The sequence below is a fragment of the Hominimerdicola intestinalis genome, assembly GCF_054655215.1.
Genome location: NZ_BAAHNZ010000001.1, coordinates 140452 through 158037 on the forward strand (window position 1 = coordinate 140452; position 17586 = coordinate 158037).

The 17586-nt window shown below is 43.4% G+C and carries 19 protein-coding genes; 5 read left to right on the plus strand and 14 right to left on the minus strand.

The genetic code is table 11. The features are described from left to right. Positions 1–17: 17 nt before the first annotated feature. The 7 genes from ACYQ0H_RS00695 to ACYQ0H_RS00725 form a co-directional block, all read right to left on the minus strand. Positions 18–647 carry a Yip1 family protein gene (locus ACYQ0H_RS00695; protein WP_459810907.1) on the minus strand — a complete coding sequence of 210 codons (630 nt, stop codon included), beginning with the start codon at positions 645–647 and terminating at the stop codon, positions 18–20. 1 nt (position 648) lies between these two features. Next, entirely contained in the window at positions 649–2241 is a 1593-nt protein-coding gene (locus tag ACYQ0H_RS00700; RefSeq protein ID WP_459810908.1) for a hypothetical protein, read from the minus strand. A gap of 64 nt (positions 2242–2305) precedes the next feature. Next, positions 2306–3205, minus strand: a complete 900-nt coding sequence (locus tag ACYQ0H_RS00705; RefSeq protein ID WP_459810909.1) for a carbohydrate ABC transporter permease — start codon at positions 3203–3205, stop codon at positions 2306–2308. Between the two features lie 17 nt (positions 3206–3222). After that, the gene (locus ACYQ0H_RS00710) at positions 3223–4164 is read right to left on the minus strand and encodes a carbohydrate ABC transporter permease (protein WP_459810910.1); all 942 of its coding nucleotides are present in this window, start codon (positions 4162–4164) and stop codon (positions 3223–3225) included. Between the two features lie 17 nt (positions 4165–4181). Continuing rightward, positions 4182–7145 carry an extracellular solute-binding protein gene (locus ACYQ0H_RS00715; protein WP_459810911.1) on the minus strand — a complete coding sequence of 988 codons (2964 nt, stop codon included), beginning with the start codon at positions 7143–7145 and terminating at the stop codon, positions 4182–4184. 168 nt (positions 7146–7313) lie between these two features. Further along, a complete protein-coding gene (locus ACYQ0H_RS00720; protein ID WP_459811220.1) occupies positions 7314–8249 on the minus strand; it encodes an ATP-binding cassette domain-containing protein in 936 nt (311 codons plus the stop codon). A 4-nt stretch (positions 8250–8253) separates the two neighbouring features. After that, complete coding sequence (locus ACYQ0H_RS00725) at positions 8254–8931, minus strand: ABC transporter ATP-binding protein (RefSeq protein WP_459810912.1); 678 nt, start codon at positions 8929–8931, stop codon at positions 8254–8256. Between the two features lie 697 nt (positions 8932–9628). Between ACYQ0H_RS00725 and ACYQ0H_RS00730 the strand changes: the two genes are divergently transcribed. From ACYQ0H_RS00730 to ACYQ0H_RS00740, 3 genes are read left to right on the plus strand one after another with little or no spacing between them, the layout of a single operon-like run. Beyond that, positions 9629–10033 (plus strand): STAS domain-containing protein, encoded by a 405-nt coding sequence (locus tag ACYQ0H_RS00730; RefSeq protein WP_459810913.1) that lies wholly within the window; start codon positions 9629–9631, stop codon positions 10031–10033. Positions 10034–10078: 45 nt separating this feature from the next. Continuing rightward, positions 10079–10504: an anti-sigma F factor gene (spoIIAB, locus tag ACYQ0H_RS00735; protein WP_459811221.1), complete on the plus strand. Its 426-nt coding sequence runs from the start codon at positions 10079–10081 to the stop codon at positions 10502–10504. Beyond that, a complete protein-coding gene (locus ACYQ0H_RS00740) occupies positions 10501–11169 on the plus strand; it encodes a sigma-70 family RNA polymerase sigma factor (protein WP_459810914.1) in 669 nt (222 codons plus the stop codon). Before spoIIAB ends, ACYQ0H_RS00740 begins: the two co-directional genes overlap by 4 nt. A 154-nt stretch (positions 11170–11323) precedes the next feature. On the opposite strand, the gene ACYQ0H_RS00745 is transcribed toward ACYQ0H_RS00740, so the two are convergent. The 3 genes from ACYQ0H_RS00745 to ACYQ0H_RS00755 form a co-directional block, all read right to left on the minus strand. After that, a complete protein-coding gene (locus ACYQ0H_RS00745) occupies positions 11324–11950 on the minus strand; it encodes a cytidylate kinase-like family protein (RefSeq protein ID WP_459810915.1) in 627 nt (208 codons plus the stop codon). Between the two features lie 233 nt (positions 11951–12183). Continuing rightward, a complete protein-coding gene (locus ACYQ0H_RS00750; protein WP_459810916.1) occupies positions 12184–13065 on the minus strand; it encodes a prohibitin family protein in 882 nt (293 codons plus the stop codon). Positions 13066–13167: 102 nt separating this feature from the next. Next, positions 13168–13728, minus strand: coding sequence for a DUF1836 domain-containing protein (locus tag ACYQ0H_RS00755; RefSeq protein ID WP_459810917.1), 561 nt, complete (start codon positions 13726–13728; stop codon positions 13168–13170). A gap of 528 nt (positions 13729–14256) precedes the next feature. Between ACYQ0H_RS00755 and ACYQ0H_RS00760 the strand changes: the two genes are divergently transcribed. Next, a complete protein-coding gene (locus ACYQ0H_RS00760) occupies positions 14257–14610 on the plus strand; it encodes a hypothetical protein (protein ID WP_459810918.1) in 354 nt (117 codons plus the stop codon). Between the two features lie 107 nt (positions 14611–14717). On the opposite strand, the gene ACYQ0H_RS00765 is transcribed toward ACYQ0H_RS00760, so the two are convergent. From ACYQ0H_RS00765 to ACYQ0H_RS00780, 4 genes are all read right to left on the minus strand, one after another. Continuing rightward, positions 14718–16046, minus strand: coding sequence for a DNA recombination protein RmuC (locus ACYQ0H_RS00765; protein WP_459810919.1), 1329 nt, complete (start codon positions 16044–16046; stop codon positions 14718–14720). A gap of 103 nt (positions 16047–16149) precedes the next feature. Further along, positions 16150–16284 (minus strand): hypothetical protein, encoded by a 135-nt coding sequence (locus tag ACYQ0H_RS00770; protein WP_459810920.1) that lies wholly within the window; start codon positions 16282–16284, stop codon positions 16150–16152. Positions 16285–16407: 123 nt separating this feature from the next. Further along, complete coding sequence (locus tag ACYQ0H_RS00775) at positions 16408–16659, minus strand: helix-turn-helix domain-containing protein (RefSeq protein WP_459810921.1); 252 nt, start codon at positions 16657–16659, stop codon at positions 16408–16410. Between the two features lie 88 nt (positions 16660–16747). Beyond that, positions 16748–16990 (minus strand): helix-turn-helix domain-containing protein, encoded by a 243-nt coding sequence (locus ACYQ0H_RS00780; RefSeq protein WP_459810922.1) that lies wholly within the window; start codon positions 16988–16990, stop codon positions 16748–16750. A gap of 115 nt (positions 16991–17105) precedes the next feature. Here ACYQ0H_RS00780 and ACYQ0H_RS00785 point away from each other — a divergent pair, with 115 nt between their 5' ends. Next, positions 17106–17573 carry an SLOG family protein gene (locus ACYQ0H_RS00785; protein WP_459810923.1) on the plus strand — a complete coding sequence of 156 codons (468 nt, stop codon included), beginning with the start codon at positions 17106–17108 and terminating at the stop codon, positions 17571–17573. Positions 17574–17586: the final 13 nt, after the last annotated feature.

The following is a 17586-nucleotide window of genomic DNA, read 5'->3' on the forward strand; positions in this document are numbered from 1 at the left end:
ACACCACCGTTTCTTATTTAGCCTCTGATTCTGTATGCAATTTCGGTATAAACCGAATATCCGAATACATATACCTGCTGGAACAATGAAAGCAGAAGAATTGCAAGGAACAATATCAGCAGCATTGCCACCAGGGTAAAGACCATTGACAATAACGTTTTTCCGAATGAATACTGGTGAACGGCTCTCATCGCCTGTATCATAAGTACGAGAGACCATCCCAGTCCGAGATAATAAATAGCGGTAAGCCATATAGATTCTTCCTGAACCAAAACGTTTGAAAGAGCTGTCGATATAAAGCCGCATACTATATAAGGAACTAATGCATATGCGGAATAAATGCAGATCTTTTTAAGCGTTCCCTCTCCGTCAAACAGAGTACACAGCATCCAGTTTCCTATGACCCATGTAAAGAAGTATACAATAGACTGAACGATAAGAGGAACTACGTTAAAAACTTTAACGTATGCGTTGTTGAACTGGAAGCCCGTAAGCTGCCTGCTTGCTACCATAACTACAAACAGCAGCAGAACTATAATAAATGCCACCTTCAGAGAACCTTGCTTTTTCCAGCGAAGATCCTCAAATCCCTCTACAGGATGGAAAATAACGTGCTTCAGCCAGCCTAATGTTGAAAATTCATACATTCTATTTTCCCTCCTTAGACTTTTTCTTGATCAAATAAATACCCTTTTTATGAATGACCTTCAAAATGATCACCCAAACTATAAACGCAAGAATAATTACGATCATTGCTGTAAAATGATCTCTGAGGAAATCTTCCCTCGTATACTTGAATGCCTTGTCATAGTCGTCCTGATCATACGCTGTTTTAAAATACTTGAGAGCCTTTGAATATTCTCCGTCGTTAAGAGCGGCTTTTCCCAGGCCTATATAAGCCATCGTATAATTTCCGTCTCTCTTTATTACCTCTTCCCAGTCGGCTTTTGCCTCTGAGTAACGGCCCTCGTCATAATTCTCAAACGCAGCGTGAACATATTTTCCGAACATTGTTTCGGTAAATACGGTTATGTCGTTCTTTGCTCCGTCCAGAACATAGACGTTGTTTCCGAGAGCCTCTACAGCATTCGGATTGCCGAAGCTTCCCCTCTGATCTGAGGTCGAGTTCTTTGTTCCGAATATGCACACAAGATTACAGTTCCGGTCATACTGGAACACACGTCCGGTTTCATAGTCAAGAACATTGATAAGTCCGTTGTTTCCGATAACTATATCTGTCAGTCTTGTAGAATGCTTTGAGTTTGTTGTTGCGTCCCACTGAGCTTCGGCTATATCTCCGAAGTTATACTTATTGCCGACATCATTGTCCCAGATATTATAGCCCGCAGGATTAAGCTTTTTAACCGCATCGGTAGAGGTCGATACCTCTGTAACCGTATAGATAAAGCCGTCTGCGTCAATATCGAAGTTTGCGTACTCTACAGGTACGTTTCTTGCCATTCCGGCGATCTGATCATTTGAAGCTATAGTTCTCCAGAGCTTCTGGGCTATAACAGCAGCTGTTACTTCAACACGGTTTGCGCCGTAGAAGCCTGTGAAGCTTCCATCCCTTGCAAACTGAACTGAACCCGTGTTTACCGATTTAACAACCGCATATACATTCTCTGCGTTATCGACCAGGATCTTAGTAGGGTTAAAGGTCTTGGACGAATACAAAGCTTCTTCCGGCTTGGTATACTCCTGAATAAGCTCACACTCAGTTTCTGAAACAATTTTTGCTTTAACTACTCTCGAATTGTCATAATCGGCAACATACATTGTTAAGTCGCCTGTAATCGGACTTGTCATAACATAAACTCCGTACGGGTTCATGAAATTTGAAAGCCCTGTGGTTTCGTCCACGTTTATCTCGCTGCTGCCCTTAACACCGTAATAACGACCGATCACCTCAAGATCCTTGTTAAGTCTGAGTATCCTGTTGTTTTTAGAATCCGCTACCCAGAACTCACTGCGCTCGTCATCCATATACATATCCTTGGCGTCGCTTAAAGTAGGGGAAGCGTTTTCGCTTACGAAAAGCGGATCCTCAGGGTCGCTGAGCCTTGAAAGACCCATCTCTGCCCCCGTAACCGTTCTTTCTACTCTATAACCGCTCTGTGAGGGTATCGGATCCTCCCATGTATCGTAGTTATAGGAATTATATGGCTCATCTGCGAAAGCGGTGGTCGTCATAGCCAGTGCGGCGGCCGCTGCCATCGACAGCGTGAGTACTCTTTTCAAAGAATTTTTCATTCTCGACACTACTTATCACCTGTTTCCTTTCCGTATTTTATTGTTGAACCGATTAATCCTTAATACCCGAATGCGCCATAGTTTCCATAACGTTGCTCTGGGCAATAAGGAATACAACCAGCGGCGGAATAAGAAGCAGTACGGCGGACGCAAAGGTTACGCCCTGTCTTGCAAGTCCTGCCATGGTGATCTGCTGAACAATCGTAGGCAGCGTTTTAAGCTCTTCAGAATAGATAAGCGAACCGCCCTGAATGTTCCATGCGCCCTGAAATGCAAAAATTATAAGAGTCATTATTGCAGGCTTTGAGTTCGGAACTACTATCTGCCAGCATATTCTGAACAGACCCGCTCCGTCAACCTTTGCAGCCTCTATCATTGAATCATGGATCGTTGACATACTCTGTCTCATAAGGAACAGACCCATAGCAGTCGAAATATACGGCAGTATCAAAGCCCAGTATGTATCGATCATGTGAAGCTTAGACATTACCAGGAACTGCATGATCCATGTTGCGTTGGACTGGAACAAAAGCGCTACAACAATAAGCTGGTTGATCAGCTTTGAACCGGGGAATCTGCACTTTGAAAGCACGAATCCGGCGCAGCAGCATACAAACAGATTGCATACGCAGATAACTATTGTAATGAAAACGCTGTTGAAGATATATCTTGAAAGCGGTACCCACATACTTGCCGCGACCTTAAACATATCCGAAAAGTTTCTGGTCGTCGGATTCAGAACGTAAAGCTTAGGTGGGAATACGAACAGCTCTTCTACAGGCTTCATAGACTGTACTACAGAATAATAAATCGGGAAGATCATAAACAAGCCAAGCAGTATAAGAAACACTAAGATCGCAATATCTCCGCCCAGAGAACCGTTTATTCTCTTCTTTTTATCCTTTACCTTCAGCTTGTCGATCGTTACTTGCTTTTTCTTTCTTCTTGCCATTTCGTAAACTCACCTCCTTAATCAAGGTATTTGCCCAGCAGCCAGTTTACGCCCTTATTTGCCAGCAGCATCGCCGCAAACAGAACAAAACATATTGCCGAAGCGTAACCCATTTCGTAACGTATGGAACCGTAGTCGGTAGCGTGGTTCATTATCGTATGCGCGGCGTAATCGGTTGACGGCAGACCAACAAGGTTCTGTCCTACCATACCTACCGTAAACGATGACGAGATCTGCATTACCGCAGCAAAGAGAAGCTGAGGTCCCATTGACGGGATAGTAATTGTAAAAAGCTCCTGCCATCTGTTCTTGATACCCTCGATAGCTCCCGCCTCGTACATCGACTTGTCGATATTCTGGAAGCCCGCACGGATAGCAAGGAAGCCTGCGCCCATTGATATCCAGAGCTGAACGATAATAACTACAGGAAGAATGTAATTTGTATCGGTCAGGAACTGCTTAGGCGAATTGAATAAGCCTATATCCATCATAACGGCGTTAAGGTAACCGTAGGAGTCTCCCGAAAGGATAAGCTGCCAGGTCACATAAACCGACGTCGTCATTGAAGGCGCATAGAAAACAAATGTGAAAAGCGTTTTTAGGAAAGGATGCATTTCGTTTATCAGCCATGCAATAAAAAAGCTGAGAATATACGAGAACGGTCCTGTAAAGATCGCAAAGATAAGCGTGTTCCTCACCGCAATAAGAAATACGTCGTCGTTGAGAAACAGGGTATAGAAGTTTGAAAGTCCTATAAACTTAGGAGTCTGAATCATGTTGAAGTTAGTAAAGCCCATAGGAAGCGACATTACAACGGGAATAACAGTGAAAATCAGAAACAGGATCATAAAAGGCGCAAGCAGACCGTAGCAGCCCTTGTTGACTTTCATCATATGCCATGTGTAAGTCCATTTTCCCTGCTTATTTATAGGAGTATCAGGATTTATATTTTTAGACATTAATCACTCTCCCCTTTCTACTGCACGGAAAGACCGAGGTCTTCACGCTTACGTGTTATCTCGTCGTTAATATCCTTGTTGTACCAGAACAAGGTATCACGGGCGTTTTCATAGTCGTTTACTACCTCACGGAAGGCATTCATAACGTTTCGTGTTACGCCGTAGGACGCCGGAATTACAGGGATCTCGACCTGAGCAAGCAGCTGGTTCTTGAGCTGAGCTACCTCGGCTGATGTCCATGAAAGCTCATCCATCGCTTCTACGTTGGCAGTATCGAATCTACCCATTGTTCCGAGAACCGCTTCTATATCGTTACCGTAGGAAACCTGTGTTTCCTTAGATGTAAACCACTTGATAAATTCCCAAGCCTCATCTCTCTTTTCCTGGTCAAGACGAGTAAAGATAACAGCGCCCGAACCCTGAGAATTAGCGGCATGATTGATCGTTCCGTCCTCCTGAACCGTTCCGGGAACCGGCTGGAAGCCCCAGCAGCCCTTAATTTCGGGAGCGGCTACAGAAAGCTGGTTATAGAAGGTATAGTTCTGAATAACTACCGGCATATCGCCCTGTCTGAAACGTGTAAACGCATCATATGTCTGCTGGAAGCTGTAAGTCGTATAGAACTTGGTCCACGCGTCGAATGCGTTGACTGCTTCCTGTGTATCAAAGTTGGTTTTTGTCTGAGTATCGTTGTAGAAGCTTACTCCCTGCTGGAGCAGCATCATTGCAAAGGTGTTTCCCGCTTCTATAATAGGAGAAACATAAGTCGTTCCTCCCGTACTTGTCAGAACAGGGAGAATAAGGCCGATCTCCATATAGTTTCTCTGAAGCGTAGGAAGCGCTTCTATCATTCCGTCCCAGGTGTTCAGATCTGTTGCAGGATCGATCCCGTACTCGGAAAGAACGTCCGAACGATAGAACAGCATTGGGAATGTCTGAGATACGGGGAGTCCGTAGGTTCCTCCGTTATATTCGTAAAGAACAGTTGCCTGCGGAGAAAATCTCTGTTTTACCTCTTCAAAATCCGAATACTGGGAAACGTCAACAAGCACACCTCTCGCCGCAAGCTGGATCGGGAAATCTCCTCCCAGGAAGAGCGCAAGATCCGGTCCCTTTCCGGCAAACGTCGCCTCAACGATACCGCCCTGTACAAGCTTGAGGTTTACCTTTGTCTTGGCGGTAGGATTGTATTCGTTATTAACAAGGTTCTGAACTACAAGCGCATTATCACGTCCGAGTGTGATCCAACAGGTCATTGCGTCCTCGCCGTCATCCTCAGAGAGCGAATTGTAATCCTCAAAGAAAGAACCTACAAAAGCCTTGAAGCCAAAGGATAGTGCCGAGAAGAACGACGTATCGCAGGAAGTGAATTCCTTATCGGAAGTCGCGATCTCGATCATATCTATCTCTAAAGGCTGAGCACGGTACTGATTTATCCACGATGAAACAGAAGTAACATTATCCTTTATCTGTGACATCATCTGCGGAATCCTATCCGGCTTTGAAACGCACTTGTCAAGTACGATAGCAAGCTTATCAAGCGTTACAGCTTCTGTACCGCCCTGACCGGAAAGCTCTTCGATCTTCTTCATCTGAGCCCTGAGCATTTCTGAGTAGCTCCTGAAATCGTCAACTATTCCGGGAATAGCATTATCTATCATATAGTTGTTGTATTCGTCGGGATCAGGACCGGTTATCTGACGGATCTGTCTGTAATAGCTGTTTACGTTATAAACGATCTCGTCCAGCTCGCCCATGATCTCGCCTATCTCTCCGGGTATAGCCTCAAGCGTAAGCTCGTGAACTCCGGCGGTAAGATAGTAATACATCTCCTGACCGTCCGCTGTCGAAGGAACGGTAAGCTGCCAGTCAGTGCTGTAATAGAACTTTATCTGACCCGACTCTGCGTTGGGAACTGCTCCGTCTATGTAAAGGCGTCTGTTGGAGTACATTCCTCTCTGCGAGTCCTGTCTTGCGCGGATACCGATTCTGTAATATCCGTCCTTAGCTACGTTTACCTTCCAGGTTATCGCCTGAGTAGCCTGAGTCCAGCTTTCCTTACCTATGGTGTTATATTTTGTTTTTGTCGGACTGCTTCCCGTGGCCGATGACGTAAGATATGAATTTCTGTCATTGGTAGGGAACAGCGTTCTGTCAGATTTATAATCGGCGGTTTCGCCCTCAAGCTTTATAATATCGGCGCTCGAAGCGTTTATCTCCTCGCTGCTCGGAGCCGTATAAGGCTCAGCCGCCTTATACTGATAAAGCTTCAGATATTTAAGAGCAAACTGAGCTTTTGTTGACTGAAGCGTCAGCGTATGCTTTCCGGCTTCAATGTAGAACTGCAGCGGATCGTTGAAAAGACCGTCAATATCCTTTAGGGGAGAAGTCTGCCAGCAGACCTCCTCTACCTGTCCCGGACGTATATCGTTTCCCTTAACGTCCTGAAGGATCTCTGTTTCGTTTACCCATCTCTTTGACAGCGTGATCCTCGACGCAGTCGTATAGGGACAAACGTCGTCTATAAGCAATGCGAACTCAACGGAAGTAGTTCCTCCGGCAAGCGCTTCATAATAAGCCTCGATATTGTAAACGCCGGACTCCTTTACCTCAAATTCAAAGGTAACGCTGCCCTCCTGATTTGTCCACTGCATTACGTTGTCTTCGCCGTCAACAGACGCGACCGATATATCAGCGTCGTCGCTCTTATTGATGAAATCAGCTCCGTTAATAATAACTTCCTGATCGGGTCTTGCCGCATCCGCGTACTTTTTAACATAATTGCTGTATGCGTTTTCACGGTTGCTTGCGTCAACCAGCTCGGCAGAAATCTCCTGTTTGCCTAGAGTGCTGTCGTCTGTAGCTCCTGCCGCCGAACCGTCAGTCTGTTCAGCGTCTGCAAGTACGGTCATGCAGCTTGTAGCCGCAAGCGCCATTGCCAGTGCAGATGAGATAACACGCCTAAACATTGTGTTCTTCACTTATGAATCCACCTTTCCTAATTATTTGCAAATATCTTTCCTGAAGAAACCGTCCTATAAACCTATATATTATAAATAGTATAGCTGCGTATCCCCAAAAAGCTGTATAAAGCCCGCTTAGGCTCAAGGCAGCTTGCGCCGCCGTAAAAATAAGTAATGTACCAAGGTCTATCCCGACTTGAAAAGATAAAGCTTCTTATCCTCACGGTCAAGCTCGACCTTTACCTTATCTCCGCCCTTTATTTCAAGAGCCTCCATATAATCCTTAGGAAGCTGAAGCCTTCCCGAACGGTCAAGCACTACAAGCTCCTCGTGAATGTCCTGACTCTCGTCCTCGACCCTAACTATATCGCCAAGCTCATTAAGCTCCTCTACATAAGAGCGCTTTCTTACTATCTCCGAGCTGGTTCTTCCGTCTCTTATCGCCACGACTCTGTCAATGTGGCGGGCAAGCTTAACATCATGCGTAACTATAACTACCGTTATATGTTCTGTTTTATTAAGCTCCTTGAATATATCCAGGATAACATTTGAAGTCTTTGTATCGACCGAACCTGTCGGTTCGTCTGCCAAAAGAAGCCTTGGATTGTTGGCAAGAGCAATGGCTATCGCAACCCTCTGCTGCTCTCCTCCTGACATCTGATCAAGCCTTGAATTCCTGCGGTGCGAAAGACCTACCTTATCAAGCAGCTCAAGCGCTCTTTCCCTGCGGCGCCGCTGGCTTTTAAGCAGCATAGGAAGCTCGACGTTCTGTGCCGCTGTTAGATACGGCACAAGGTTTCTCGCGTTATTCTGCCAAACAAAGCCGACGGTATTCCGCTTATACTCCATATAGTCCTTATCGCTGAATTTAAGCAGATTCTTACCGTCAACGAAAAGACTTCCCGCCGAGGGTTTGTCAAGACCACCCAGCATATTCAAAAGTGTTGATTTTCCGCTGCCGGAATTGCCGACAATCGCCATCAGTTCTCCGCGCTCAACGTCCAGATCCAGACCCTGAAGCGCAACGACTTCGATTTCGTCAGTCTTGTAAATTTTCACCAGGTTTTCACACCTGATCATGTATTTTTCATTATCGGCTGTTATTATATTGTCAGAGGTCATAGCGTCACTCAATAATCTCACCGTCCTCCAGCGTATAAACGCGGTCGGCAATATCAATCATACTCGGATCGTGAGTCGTCATGATAATTGTCATCTGATGATCAGCGACAAGCTCCTTAAAAAGCTTTACAACGTGAAGCGCAGTTCCCGTATCAAGCTCGGCTGTAGGCTCGTCAGCAAATACTATAGCAGGATTATGCGCTATCGCTCTGGCGATCGCCACTCTCTGCTGTTCTCCTCCCGACATTTCCCCCGGCCGGTGAAACATACGCTTATCGAGATTTACGTTTTTCAGTACCTCTCGCACCCGTTTATCCCTCTGATCATAGGGGTATTTCGCCAGCCTGAGACCGAATTCGACATTCTCATATGCGGTCATGCCCGACATAAGCGCCACCGACTGAAATACAAACGACATTTCATAGCGTCTTATCTCGTCCCTCTTTTTTTCAGAAAGCCTTGTAATATCCTTGCCGCCGAACATTACCTTTCCCTTTGTGGGTTTATCCAGCGCGCCGAGAATATTTATAAGGGTAGTCTTTCCGCTTCCGGAACGTCCTCTGAGAATCGTCAGCCTGCCTTTTTCTATTTCAATATTTATGTTCTTCAGCGCCGAAACAATACTTCCGTCGCCGATTTTAAAATCGCGGCAGAGACCCTCTGTCGAAAGAATAACATCCATAAGCGCAAACCTTTCTGAAAAAAGAAATATTTTCATGCAATTTGACCATAAAAATATTACCGTATTTTTTGCATTTTGCCTAAAAAACGCACAAATCTTTGTGCAATATAAACATATAGTGGTTTGCACAAATTTCACCACAATATCTAGTGAAATTGTTCAAAAGACTAACAATATTGCACAGTTTTGAAGCTGTTTTTTTATCAGATATGTCAAAAAGGGCTCATTTAGCTAATCTTAATTATATCAATTTTACGGTAGTTTGTCAAGTTTACTTAAACGTTTAAGAGTGATGTTTTTTTGTGCAACTTTTACATTTGTTTATTATGTCTAATAACTTCTCTTGTTTTTTGTGCATATTGTTTTACAAAGAATTAAATCATTCTAAACTCAGGCACGTTTTCAGAACAATTGCACGCAATTAATAAAATGTTTATTAATTGCAGCGATAATTTCCGTGCGAATATATTCTTAATAGCAAATAAATGAAACATTTCTTCATAATTCGATACAAAGTGCGCTGCTTGATGTGACGCAAATTTGATTATGTTCAATTTTTTTACATTGCCTGTTTTTACATAGGCTATATAAAAATACGCTGACGGCACAAAACCGTCCAACAGCTTCCGACAAAATTCTCTGACGGAAGCTGTTATTATTTTATTCAGAAAACAAAACTGCGAAAGGAATGACCGATATGGACGTTAAAATTTATCCCGAAAGAGAGGAAAGAAAGCTTACCGCTGTTATATACGGCGATATAGATCATCACACTGCAAAATACATACGCGGCGAGATAGATGGTTCAATAAAGGAATATAGCCCTAAAACCCTTATTATTGATTTCAGGAACGTAACCTTTATGGACAGTTCGGGAATAGGACTTGTCATGGGCCGCTACAAGATAATGACCGAGCTTGGCGGAGAGGTTCTGACTGCAAATCCGCCGCCGTATATACGAAAGGTAATGCAGCTTGCAGGACTACACAGGCTTAGCAGAATTATTTCCTGCTCTTCTCCTGAGGAGGATCCGGGCAATCCGGAGTTATCCAAGTCCCGTGCAGACACAGAGGACAAGCAGCTTTCAGCTGAAAATAAATAAATATCGAGAGGAATGTTAAAAGTGAAGCAAACAGCAGTAAACGAAATGAAACTGAGCTTTCCGAGCTACTCGGAAAACGAGCGTTTTTCAAGAATAGCGGTATCGGGCTTTCTTACGCAACTTGACCCGCAGATAGACGAGCTGTCTGAAATAAAGACCGCCGTTTCGGAGGGGGTAACAAACTGTATCGTACACGCTTACCGTGATACTGTAGGAGAGGTATTTATACAGGTTCGGATACTCGACAAGGGCAGGGTTTACATAAAAATACGTGACAAGGGCTGCGGTATTGACGATGTAGAAAAAGCTATGGAGCCGCTGTTTACTACCGCCCCTGAGGAAGAGCGGGCCGGTCTGGGCTTTGCGGTAATGGAAAGCTTTATGGACAAAATAAAGGTACGCAGTCAGAAGGGAAAAGGAACTACCGTTGTCATGGAAAAAACACTGAAAACCCGAAAGGCATTCCGATGATAACCAAAACCGAAGAATCCGGCAGGCTCGCAGAAGAAAACCTGGGGCTTGTTCACCTATGTGCAAACCGTTTCCGCGGAAAGGGAATTGAATACGATGACCTTTACGGAGCAGGCTGCATAGGTCTTATAAAAGCTTCAAAGGCTTTTGATCCTGAACGTGGAGTCAAATTTTCGACCTACGCGGTTCCTGTGATCCTCGGCGAAATAAAAAGACTTTTTCGTGACGGAGGAACAATAAAGGTTAGCCGAAGTATCAAGGAGCTTTCAATGAGGATCTCGCGCTGCCGGGAAAAATTCATTGCCGGCGAGGGCAGGGAACCGACGGTAGACGAGCTTTGCGAACTGTCCGGCGAATCCTGCGATGCCGTTGTAGAAGCTCTTAACGTCGCTTTACCGCCAATAAGCCTTACCGAATCCGGCGATGATTCAGAGCACGGTCAGATCGATATACCGACTCCTCCGCCTGATATGACGATAACCGATTCGCTTTCTCTCAGGCAGGTAATGAGCCGCCTTGAGCCTAAGGACAGGCAGCTTATTTTTCTAAGATATTTTAAAAACAGAACTCAGACCGATACGGCCAGGATTCTGGGCATGACTCAGGTACAGGTTTCAAGGCGTGAAAAAAAGCTGCTGGCATCAATGCGCAGTCAGCTTGAATAATTAAGACGGGATCAAACATGAAAAAAGCCGCCTTTAGGGACGGCTTTTTTCTGTAAGTAAGGAAAGTAAAATGAATTGAAAAGAAAAATTCTATAGATAAACTCTTTTCTTATATATTAAAAATCATTCTCTGTTATCCACGGTATTGACAGCCTTACTCTGTCATACCCTCTTTTATCCTTATATATTCCTTCATAAGCATTACTGCGCCTTCAGTTCCCGTCTTTGAGGAGTTGATGCAAAGATCATAATTCTTCGCCTCTCCCCATTTCATATCGGAATAATAATTATAATAATTTGCTCTGCGCTTATCAGTCTTCCGTATAAAATCCTCGACCTTATTCTTTTCAATATCGTAGCGCTCTAAGATACGCTTCTTTTTCTGGGTCATATTTCCCGTAATAAAGAAATTTATAACATTGCTGTTTGCCTTAAGCACATAATCTGCACATCTTCCGACAATAACGCAGGGACCCTTATCCGCCAGCTTTTTGATAGTTTCAAACTGAGCCAAAAATATTTTGTGATTCAACGGCATTTCAGGATTAAGCCTGCCGTCTGCCGTTACGGGATAGTTTCCCATAACCAGTGAATACAAAAAGCTGTTGGTATAGCTTTCATCGTGCTTAACAAACAGCTCCTCGCAGATACCGCTTTCCTTTGAAGCCATTTCAAGAAGCTCTTTGTCATAAAATCCTATACCCATTTCGTCAGCAAGCTTCTGACCTATTTCCCGTCCGCCGCTGCCAAATTCACGGCTTATCGTAATAATTGATCTCATAACAAAGTCCCCTTTCGGTATAATTTATCTTCGGCTTGTGCCGTATGCTTATTATAACATACTTTTTGTAGTTTGTATACAAAAATCCTGAAAAAACTTGCACAAATTTGTGATTGACCGCTTGTACATATTTCATATATTTATATTTTATAAAATTTTTAGCAGGCCGAAATTCACTTATCCGTATATATAAAAAACAGCGGAGCTGTTAAACTCCGCTGAGATATACTCTGTTATTCGCCCTCTTTTACAGCGGCCTTTTCGTCAAGATCCAGGCTTACCAGAGGATTGGCAGACGAAGCTACCTTTGGCAGTACGCCGTCCCATTTGTCTATCGTTTCATACCTTATAAGCGTATCGTTTATAGATTCTGAAAGAACCTTATTTGCCTCTGCCTGAGCGTCGGCTCTGGTTTTTATTGCAGTTGCGTCAGCTTCGGCGGCAATTGTTTTCTTCTTTGCCTCCGCCTCTGCGATCACGATCTGCTGCTCCTGCTCGGTTTTGGTTTTTATAAGATTTTGCTCTGCGACCTGCTTTGCCTCTATTGCGTTATTAAACTCTGCAGAGAAATCAAAATTTACAATATTGAACTTTTCGATCTGGATACCGTAATCGGACACCTTCGATTCAAGCTGTTCCTTGATCTCGCTTCCGACCTGATTACGCTCGGTTATCAGCTCCTCCGCAGTATATTTTGCGCTTACTGCCTTCATAGATTCCTGAACGGCAGGCATAAGTATAACAGACTGATAATCTGCGCCTATGTTCTTATAGATCATCGCCGATGAATCATTGCGTACCCTGAAATTTACTGCGATCTTTGAGCTTACCGTCTGAAGATCCTTTGATACTGCGCTTGCGTCCGCCTCATATACCTGTATCTTATTTGATACGACTACAAGCTCCTGAGCAAATGGCACTTTTAGATGAAAGCCCTCCGAATAGGTTCCCTCAGATACCTTTCCGAATGTAACAATAACGCCTGTCGCACCTGCCGGAACTATAGCTACCGATGATATAACAAGTATAAGAATAACAACAGCACATACGATTATACCTATCAGCTTTCCAGTTTTCTTTTTAGGTCCGATGTCCACAACTTTTGAATTAAGCATATTATTTCCTCCGTTTTAATGTGATTTTATACAGCCTGATCATAACGCTGTATATGTGTGTTTTTCTTTATGCCTGACTTCTTCCCCATATTTTTTGCTGACCTAAATAATATTCAGCTTTTCAAACTCCCTCTCCGCCTGACGCTTATAATACGAAGCCCTGTATCCCATAATTAGTATAAGAAGTACCTCATTGAGCCTTTTTCTCTGTTCGCCGATATATTCGGGAGATAGATTTTTATCTGTTTCTTCAGCTATCTCGTCACGGCTGTGAAGATTTTTCTTTGACATAATGCAAAGCAGTCTGCACATCAGATTGTAAAGCTCGGTATCATGAAGTATATCGTCGGACATATCGTCAACCCTTCCGTTGATATAAGCCATTAGACCCGCAATATTTTCAAGCTTCATCGTTCCTCTTAGAATATTGATAAGAAGTATTCGTACTATCTGACGTTCGGTATATTTTTTCCCTACCGCCGGAGTTACCCAGCCACGCTTTATCCAATTCTGTATCGTCGAACCTTCAAGACCCGTCAAAGTCGAAAGCTGTGAAAGGGTCAGTCCTCCGGTTGCCGATAAAATCGGCTCGATAAGTGAAAAAGCGTCCTCCTCCGCCTTTGCGTCAAAATCCAGCGCCGTTCCCGGCAATTTGTCCAGCATATTTTTTCACCGTTCCTTTCTGCGTTTTGCATTTTGCCTGAATTGTCTGATCTTATCCGTTTTGTTTTTTGGGTCCTGCTGCCGTACCCGACTATACAGCTTACTTTTTCTGAATCTGACTGCATTGTTTTCCGTACGGCTGTACAGCCGCAGGCAGTTCTCCCCATTGATCCTAAAAGCATTTAAATTTCCGTCGCACCCCATGCTTTTCAGATCTTTTTTATTTTTCGTAATTCACATTCTTTCAAGTTCTTTTCTTCGTGTCTTACGATACTATGATTATAGCACAGGTTCATTTGAACCGCAAGTTTGGTCTTATGACTTTTTAAGTCAAAAAGCAATATACGATTTAATTTATCTCATATATGCTCTTGTTTTCTTATTTTATCTTCTGTTTTCTTAAAATTTCATATTCGTATGCCCTGAAAATCCCATGTTTATTTCTTCCGTAAGGACAAATAATATAAACTGTAAATATAAACTGGTCTGAAAGGAGGAATGCTCTCGTCAGGGAGCATTGCAATAATTATGTCTGAAAAAAATTCTTCCCTAAGGGATCTGCTTGAAAACGACGCTTCAAGCCGCCGCTTCTTTGAATCTCTTTCACCGCAGATGCAGAGCAGCCTGCTTGAAAAAAACGCCGAAGCCTTTAAAGAGCTGCGAACCTGCGCCGAACAGTACGATAAAAATTCTCCGGACGGTAGAACAGTGCCGTTTGAAGGCTATAATCCCTCCTGCTCCGCTAACGACTGTACAGGGCTGATACCTCAGGGCTCAAATCATTCAGAGGGTGATTTTAACGAATTCAAACAGCTGTATCCATTTTCAAATCCCGCCTATACTGTTGAAAACGAAGCCTATAACGACGGAAAAACCTCTTAAATCCTGACCTTACTAACTTAATCAGGCGAACGCATACCTTTACTGCGGTTACGACAGAGGTATGTGTTCGCCTGTTTTATTTTATGTATTTAATTTCTATAAAGCAGCTATTCGCCGCTTACCGACAGCAGCTTTTCCGCTTCTTCTGAATCTAGCTGTTCTATTTCCCTCAACTTACGGTTAATGCCCCTTGTCCTTACGCCGACAAGCTTATCAAGATCGTCGTCCAGCTGACGGATACGGTTTCTGGCGGAGGAAAGCACCTCCTCAAACTTACCGAATTCGGTTTTTACCGCCCCCAGAACCTGCCATACCTCGCTGCTGCGCTTTTGTATCTGCAAGGTTTTAAATCCCATCTGGAGGGAATTGAGCATAGCTGCCATTGTAGACGGCCCGGCTATATTAACGCTGTAGTCACGCTGTAAAACCTCCACAAGTCCGTGATTTACCACCTCGGCATACAGTCCTTCAAATGGTAGGAACATTACCGCAAAACTTGTGGTATACGGCGGGCATATATACTTATCATGAATATCCTTGGCACACTTCTTGATTATTCCCTCAAGATTCTTATACGCCGATTTTACAGCGTCTGCGCTGCCGCTTTCATATGCGTCCTGCAAAGCAGCGTAAGTATCTCCCGGAAATTTACTGTCAATAGGCAGGTAGATATGCTCTCCCCCGTCGGAGGCGGGAAGCCTGACTGCAAATTCGACCCGCTCCCTGCTGTTGGGAACGGTAGGGACTTCCGTTTCATACTGCTCCGGCGTAAGGATCTCCTGCAATATAGCGCCCAGCTGTATTTCCCCGAGAATACCTCTTGTCTTTACGTTTGAAAGCACCTTTTTCAGATCGCCGACTCCCGAAGCAAGAGTCTGCATTTCTCCCAGTCCCTTGTATACCTGCTCCAGCCGCTCGCTTACAAGCTTAAAGGATTCGTTCATTTTCTTTTCAAGCGACTCCTGAAGCTTTTCGTCAACCGTGCCTCTTATCTTGTCAAGCTGCTTTGCATTATCCTCCTGTATCGACGTAAGCTGCTTTGATATAGTGCTTCTCATATCCTCCAGCTTCTGCTGGTTCGTAGTTTCAAGGGTTTTAAGACGCTCCTCAAAAATCCTTAGCTGAGCCTGAACCGAAGCAGTCATTTCCTGCTGCTTTTCTACTATATGCCTGTCCATTTCCAGAAGCCTTTTTTCCTGACTCTCAGCAAAGCTTTTCTGATTTTCCGAAAGCATACCGCCCATTGTTCCCATAGAATTTGACACATTGTTGGAAAGCTCCTGCCTGAGCCGGCTCTGCTCCGCCGAAAGCTCTCCTTGCAATTTTTCAAGGCGGGACAACAATTCCTCTCCGTTATTGCCGCCTTTCTGCTTGATAATAAGAATTATCAGCATTACCGCACAGCTGATAAGTATAATTAAGATCGCTGTTTCCATATGTACGCCCGAAAAGCTTCGGACATTTACCTCCGTTTCATAGCTTATTATGCAATATTATTAAGTATAGCATATAACGGCGGTTATTTCAACCGTACTGCTGTTACCTGTAATAGGTCTTTTCAGTATAAATATCCCTTTTCTTTTTATCTCCGCTGTCTCCGAGAAGCCCTAAAAATTCACATATACCGTTTATGCCTATGACTACCAGTGAAACAAGCGCAATTACCTCCAGCATTTTTATTTCCTCCTGTATAATTAATTCAGTAATTATATTATACAGGACAAACTGTCCGTTTGTCTGGACTTCTGTGCAAAAGCTCCGTTTTGCAGTACGCTTTTTTGTACTTTGATCAATTTTTCACGGGATATTCTGTTTTACCGGCTTTTCCTGCTGTCCTTTAGGATACGGTTCTTTGATATTGGTTTCGCCGAGAAGATAATCTACGCTTGTTCCGTAAAAACGCGCAAGCTTCACAAGTATCTCTGCGGTCAGAGAAATGATCCCGTTTTCATACTGAGAATAAGTATTCTGCGAAACGTTAAGATATTCAGCAACTTCCTTCTGTTTTAGATCCCTGTCCTGCCGAAGACCTTTTATATGCTCATACATATTTTATCACCCACAAATATTATGGCATATCTGCGGTTAAGATATTGACTTTTATCTGTAATTCAGATAAAATAATATTATCAGAACTTTATTCAATCTCCTGCGGCAGATTATCAAACTCTTCCGTGCTGAAAAATTCTCCAAGCGTAATTTCAAGACCGTCACAAATCGTTTTAACGGTAACGACAGATATATTTTTCCTTGCTTCGTCCGTTATCGAATAAACCGTCGAGGGAGTAAGACCTGAACGATTAGCTAATTCGTTTAGAGTTATACTTCTTTCCCGGCACAGATCCATGATCCTTTTAACTACCATATTTTTAACCTTCATTTACAACACCTCTACGGATATTGTAACAAAGTTTTCCACTTTTAATATACGCAGTTGCGTATATTAAATATTTATGATATAATAAGTAATAATTTTATTATAAAGGAGATCAAGCATGAATTCTCAAATGAACAAAGCCTGTACTATCGCGGGCGATTTTAATTCAATAATGACAAAAGACGAAGAAAATAACTGCAAGCTTATTTTATTTGAAAAAATTCTTGATTGTTACAAAAAGGGGATCAAAACCTTTTATACCAACTGTGAAATGGGCGTGCCGATCTATTCTGCGGAGATCCTGACCTCGCTCAAGGAAAACTTTTTAATTGCTCTTAAGCTTGTTATTCCGTATGAAGAACAAGCTGTAAAGTGGCCTGAAAAATGGCGCGAGCGTTATTACAGCATACACGAAAAAGCTGATTCTGTTTTTCAGATCGACTTTCACTGCGGCAGTGATTCCTACCAAAAAGCCGATAGATATATGATAGACAGAAGCTCTAATCTTATCTGCGCCGAAAACAGCCGTGATTCCTATATTGCATACTATGCAGAAAAAAAAGGCTGTCAGATCGAATTTTTCTGACAGCCTGATGTTC

Coding starts and splice junctions, on each gene's coding strand:
- ACYQ0H_RS00695 (WP_459810907.1), bottom strand. CDS start 647: ATGTATGAATTTTCAACATTAGGCTGGCTGAAGCACGTTATTTTCCAT.
- ACYQ0H_RS00705 (WP_459810909.1), bottom strand. CDS start 3,205: ATGGCAAGAAGAAAGAAAAAGCAAGTAACGATCGACAAGCTGAAGGTA.
- ACYQ0H_RS00710 (WP_459810910.1), bottom strand. CDS start 4,164: ATGTCTAAAAATATAAATCCTGATACTCCTATAAATAAGCAGGGAAAA.
- ACYQ0H_RS00720 (WP_459811220.1), bottom strand. CDS start 8,249: ATGACCTCTGACAATATAATAACAGCCGATAATGAAAAATACATGATC.
- ACYQ0H_RS00725 (WP_459810912.1), bottom strand. CDS start 8,931: ATGGATGTTATTCTTTCGACAGAGGGTCTCTGCCGCGATTTTAAAATC.
- ACYQ0H_RS00730 (WP_459810913.1), top strand. CDS start 9,629: ATGGACGTTAAAATTTATCCCGAAAGAGAGGAAAGAAAGCTTACCGCT.
- spoIIAB (WP_459811221.1), top strand. CDS start 10,079: ATGAAACTGAGCTTTCCGAGCTACTCGGAAAACGAGCGTTTTTCAAGA.
- ACYQ0H_RS00740 (WP_459810914.1), top strand. CDS start 10,501: ATGATAACCAAAACCGAAGAATCCGGCAGGCTCGCAGAAGAAAACCTG.
- ACYQ0H_RS00745 (WP_459810915.1), bottom strand. CDS start 11,950: ATGAGATCAATTATTACGATAAGCCGTGAATTTGGCAGCGGCGGACGG.
- ACYQ0H_RS00750 (WP_459810916.1), bottom strand. CDS start 13,065: ATGCTTAATTCAAAAGTTGTGGACATCGGACCTAAAAAGAAAACTGGA.
- ACYQ0H_RS00755 (WP_459810917.1), bottom strand. CDS start 13,728: ATGCTGGACAAATTGCCGGGAACGGCGCTGGATTTTGACGCAAAGGCG.
- ACYQ0H_RS00760 (WP_459810918.1), top strand. CDS start 14,257: ATGTCTGAAAAAAATTCTTCCCTAAGGGATCTGCTTGAAAACGACGCT.
- ACYQ0H_RS00765 (WP_459810919.1), bottom strand. CDS start 16,046: ATGGAAACAGCGATCTTAATTATACTTATCAGCTGTGCGGTAATGCTG.
- ACYQ0H_RS00770 (WP_459810920.1), bottom strand. CDS start 16,284: ATGCTGGAGGTAATTGCGCTTGTTTCACTGGTAGTCATAGGCATAAAC.
- ACYQ0H_RS00775 (WP_459810921.1), bottom strand. CDS start 16,659: ATGTATGAGCATATAAAAGGTCTTCGGCAGGACAGGGATCTAAAACAG.
- ACYQ0H_RS00780 (WP_459810922.1), bottom strand. CDS start 16,990: ATGAAGGTTAAAAATATGGTAGTTAAAAGGATCATGGATCTGTGCCGG.
- ACYQ0H_RS00785 (WP_459810923.1), top strand. CDS start 17,106: ATGAATTCTCAAATGAACAAAGCCTGTACTATCGCGGGCGATTTTAAT.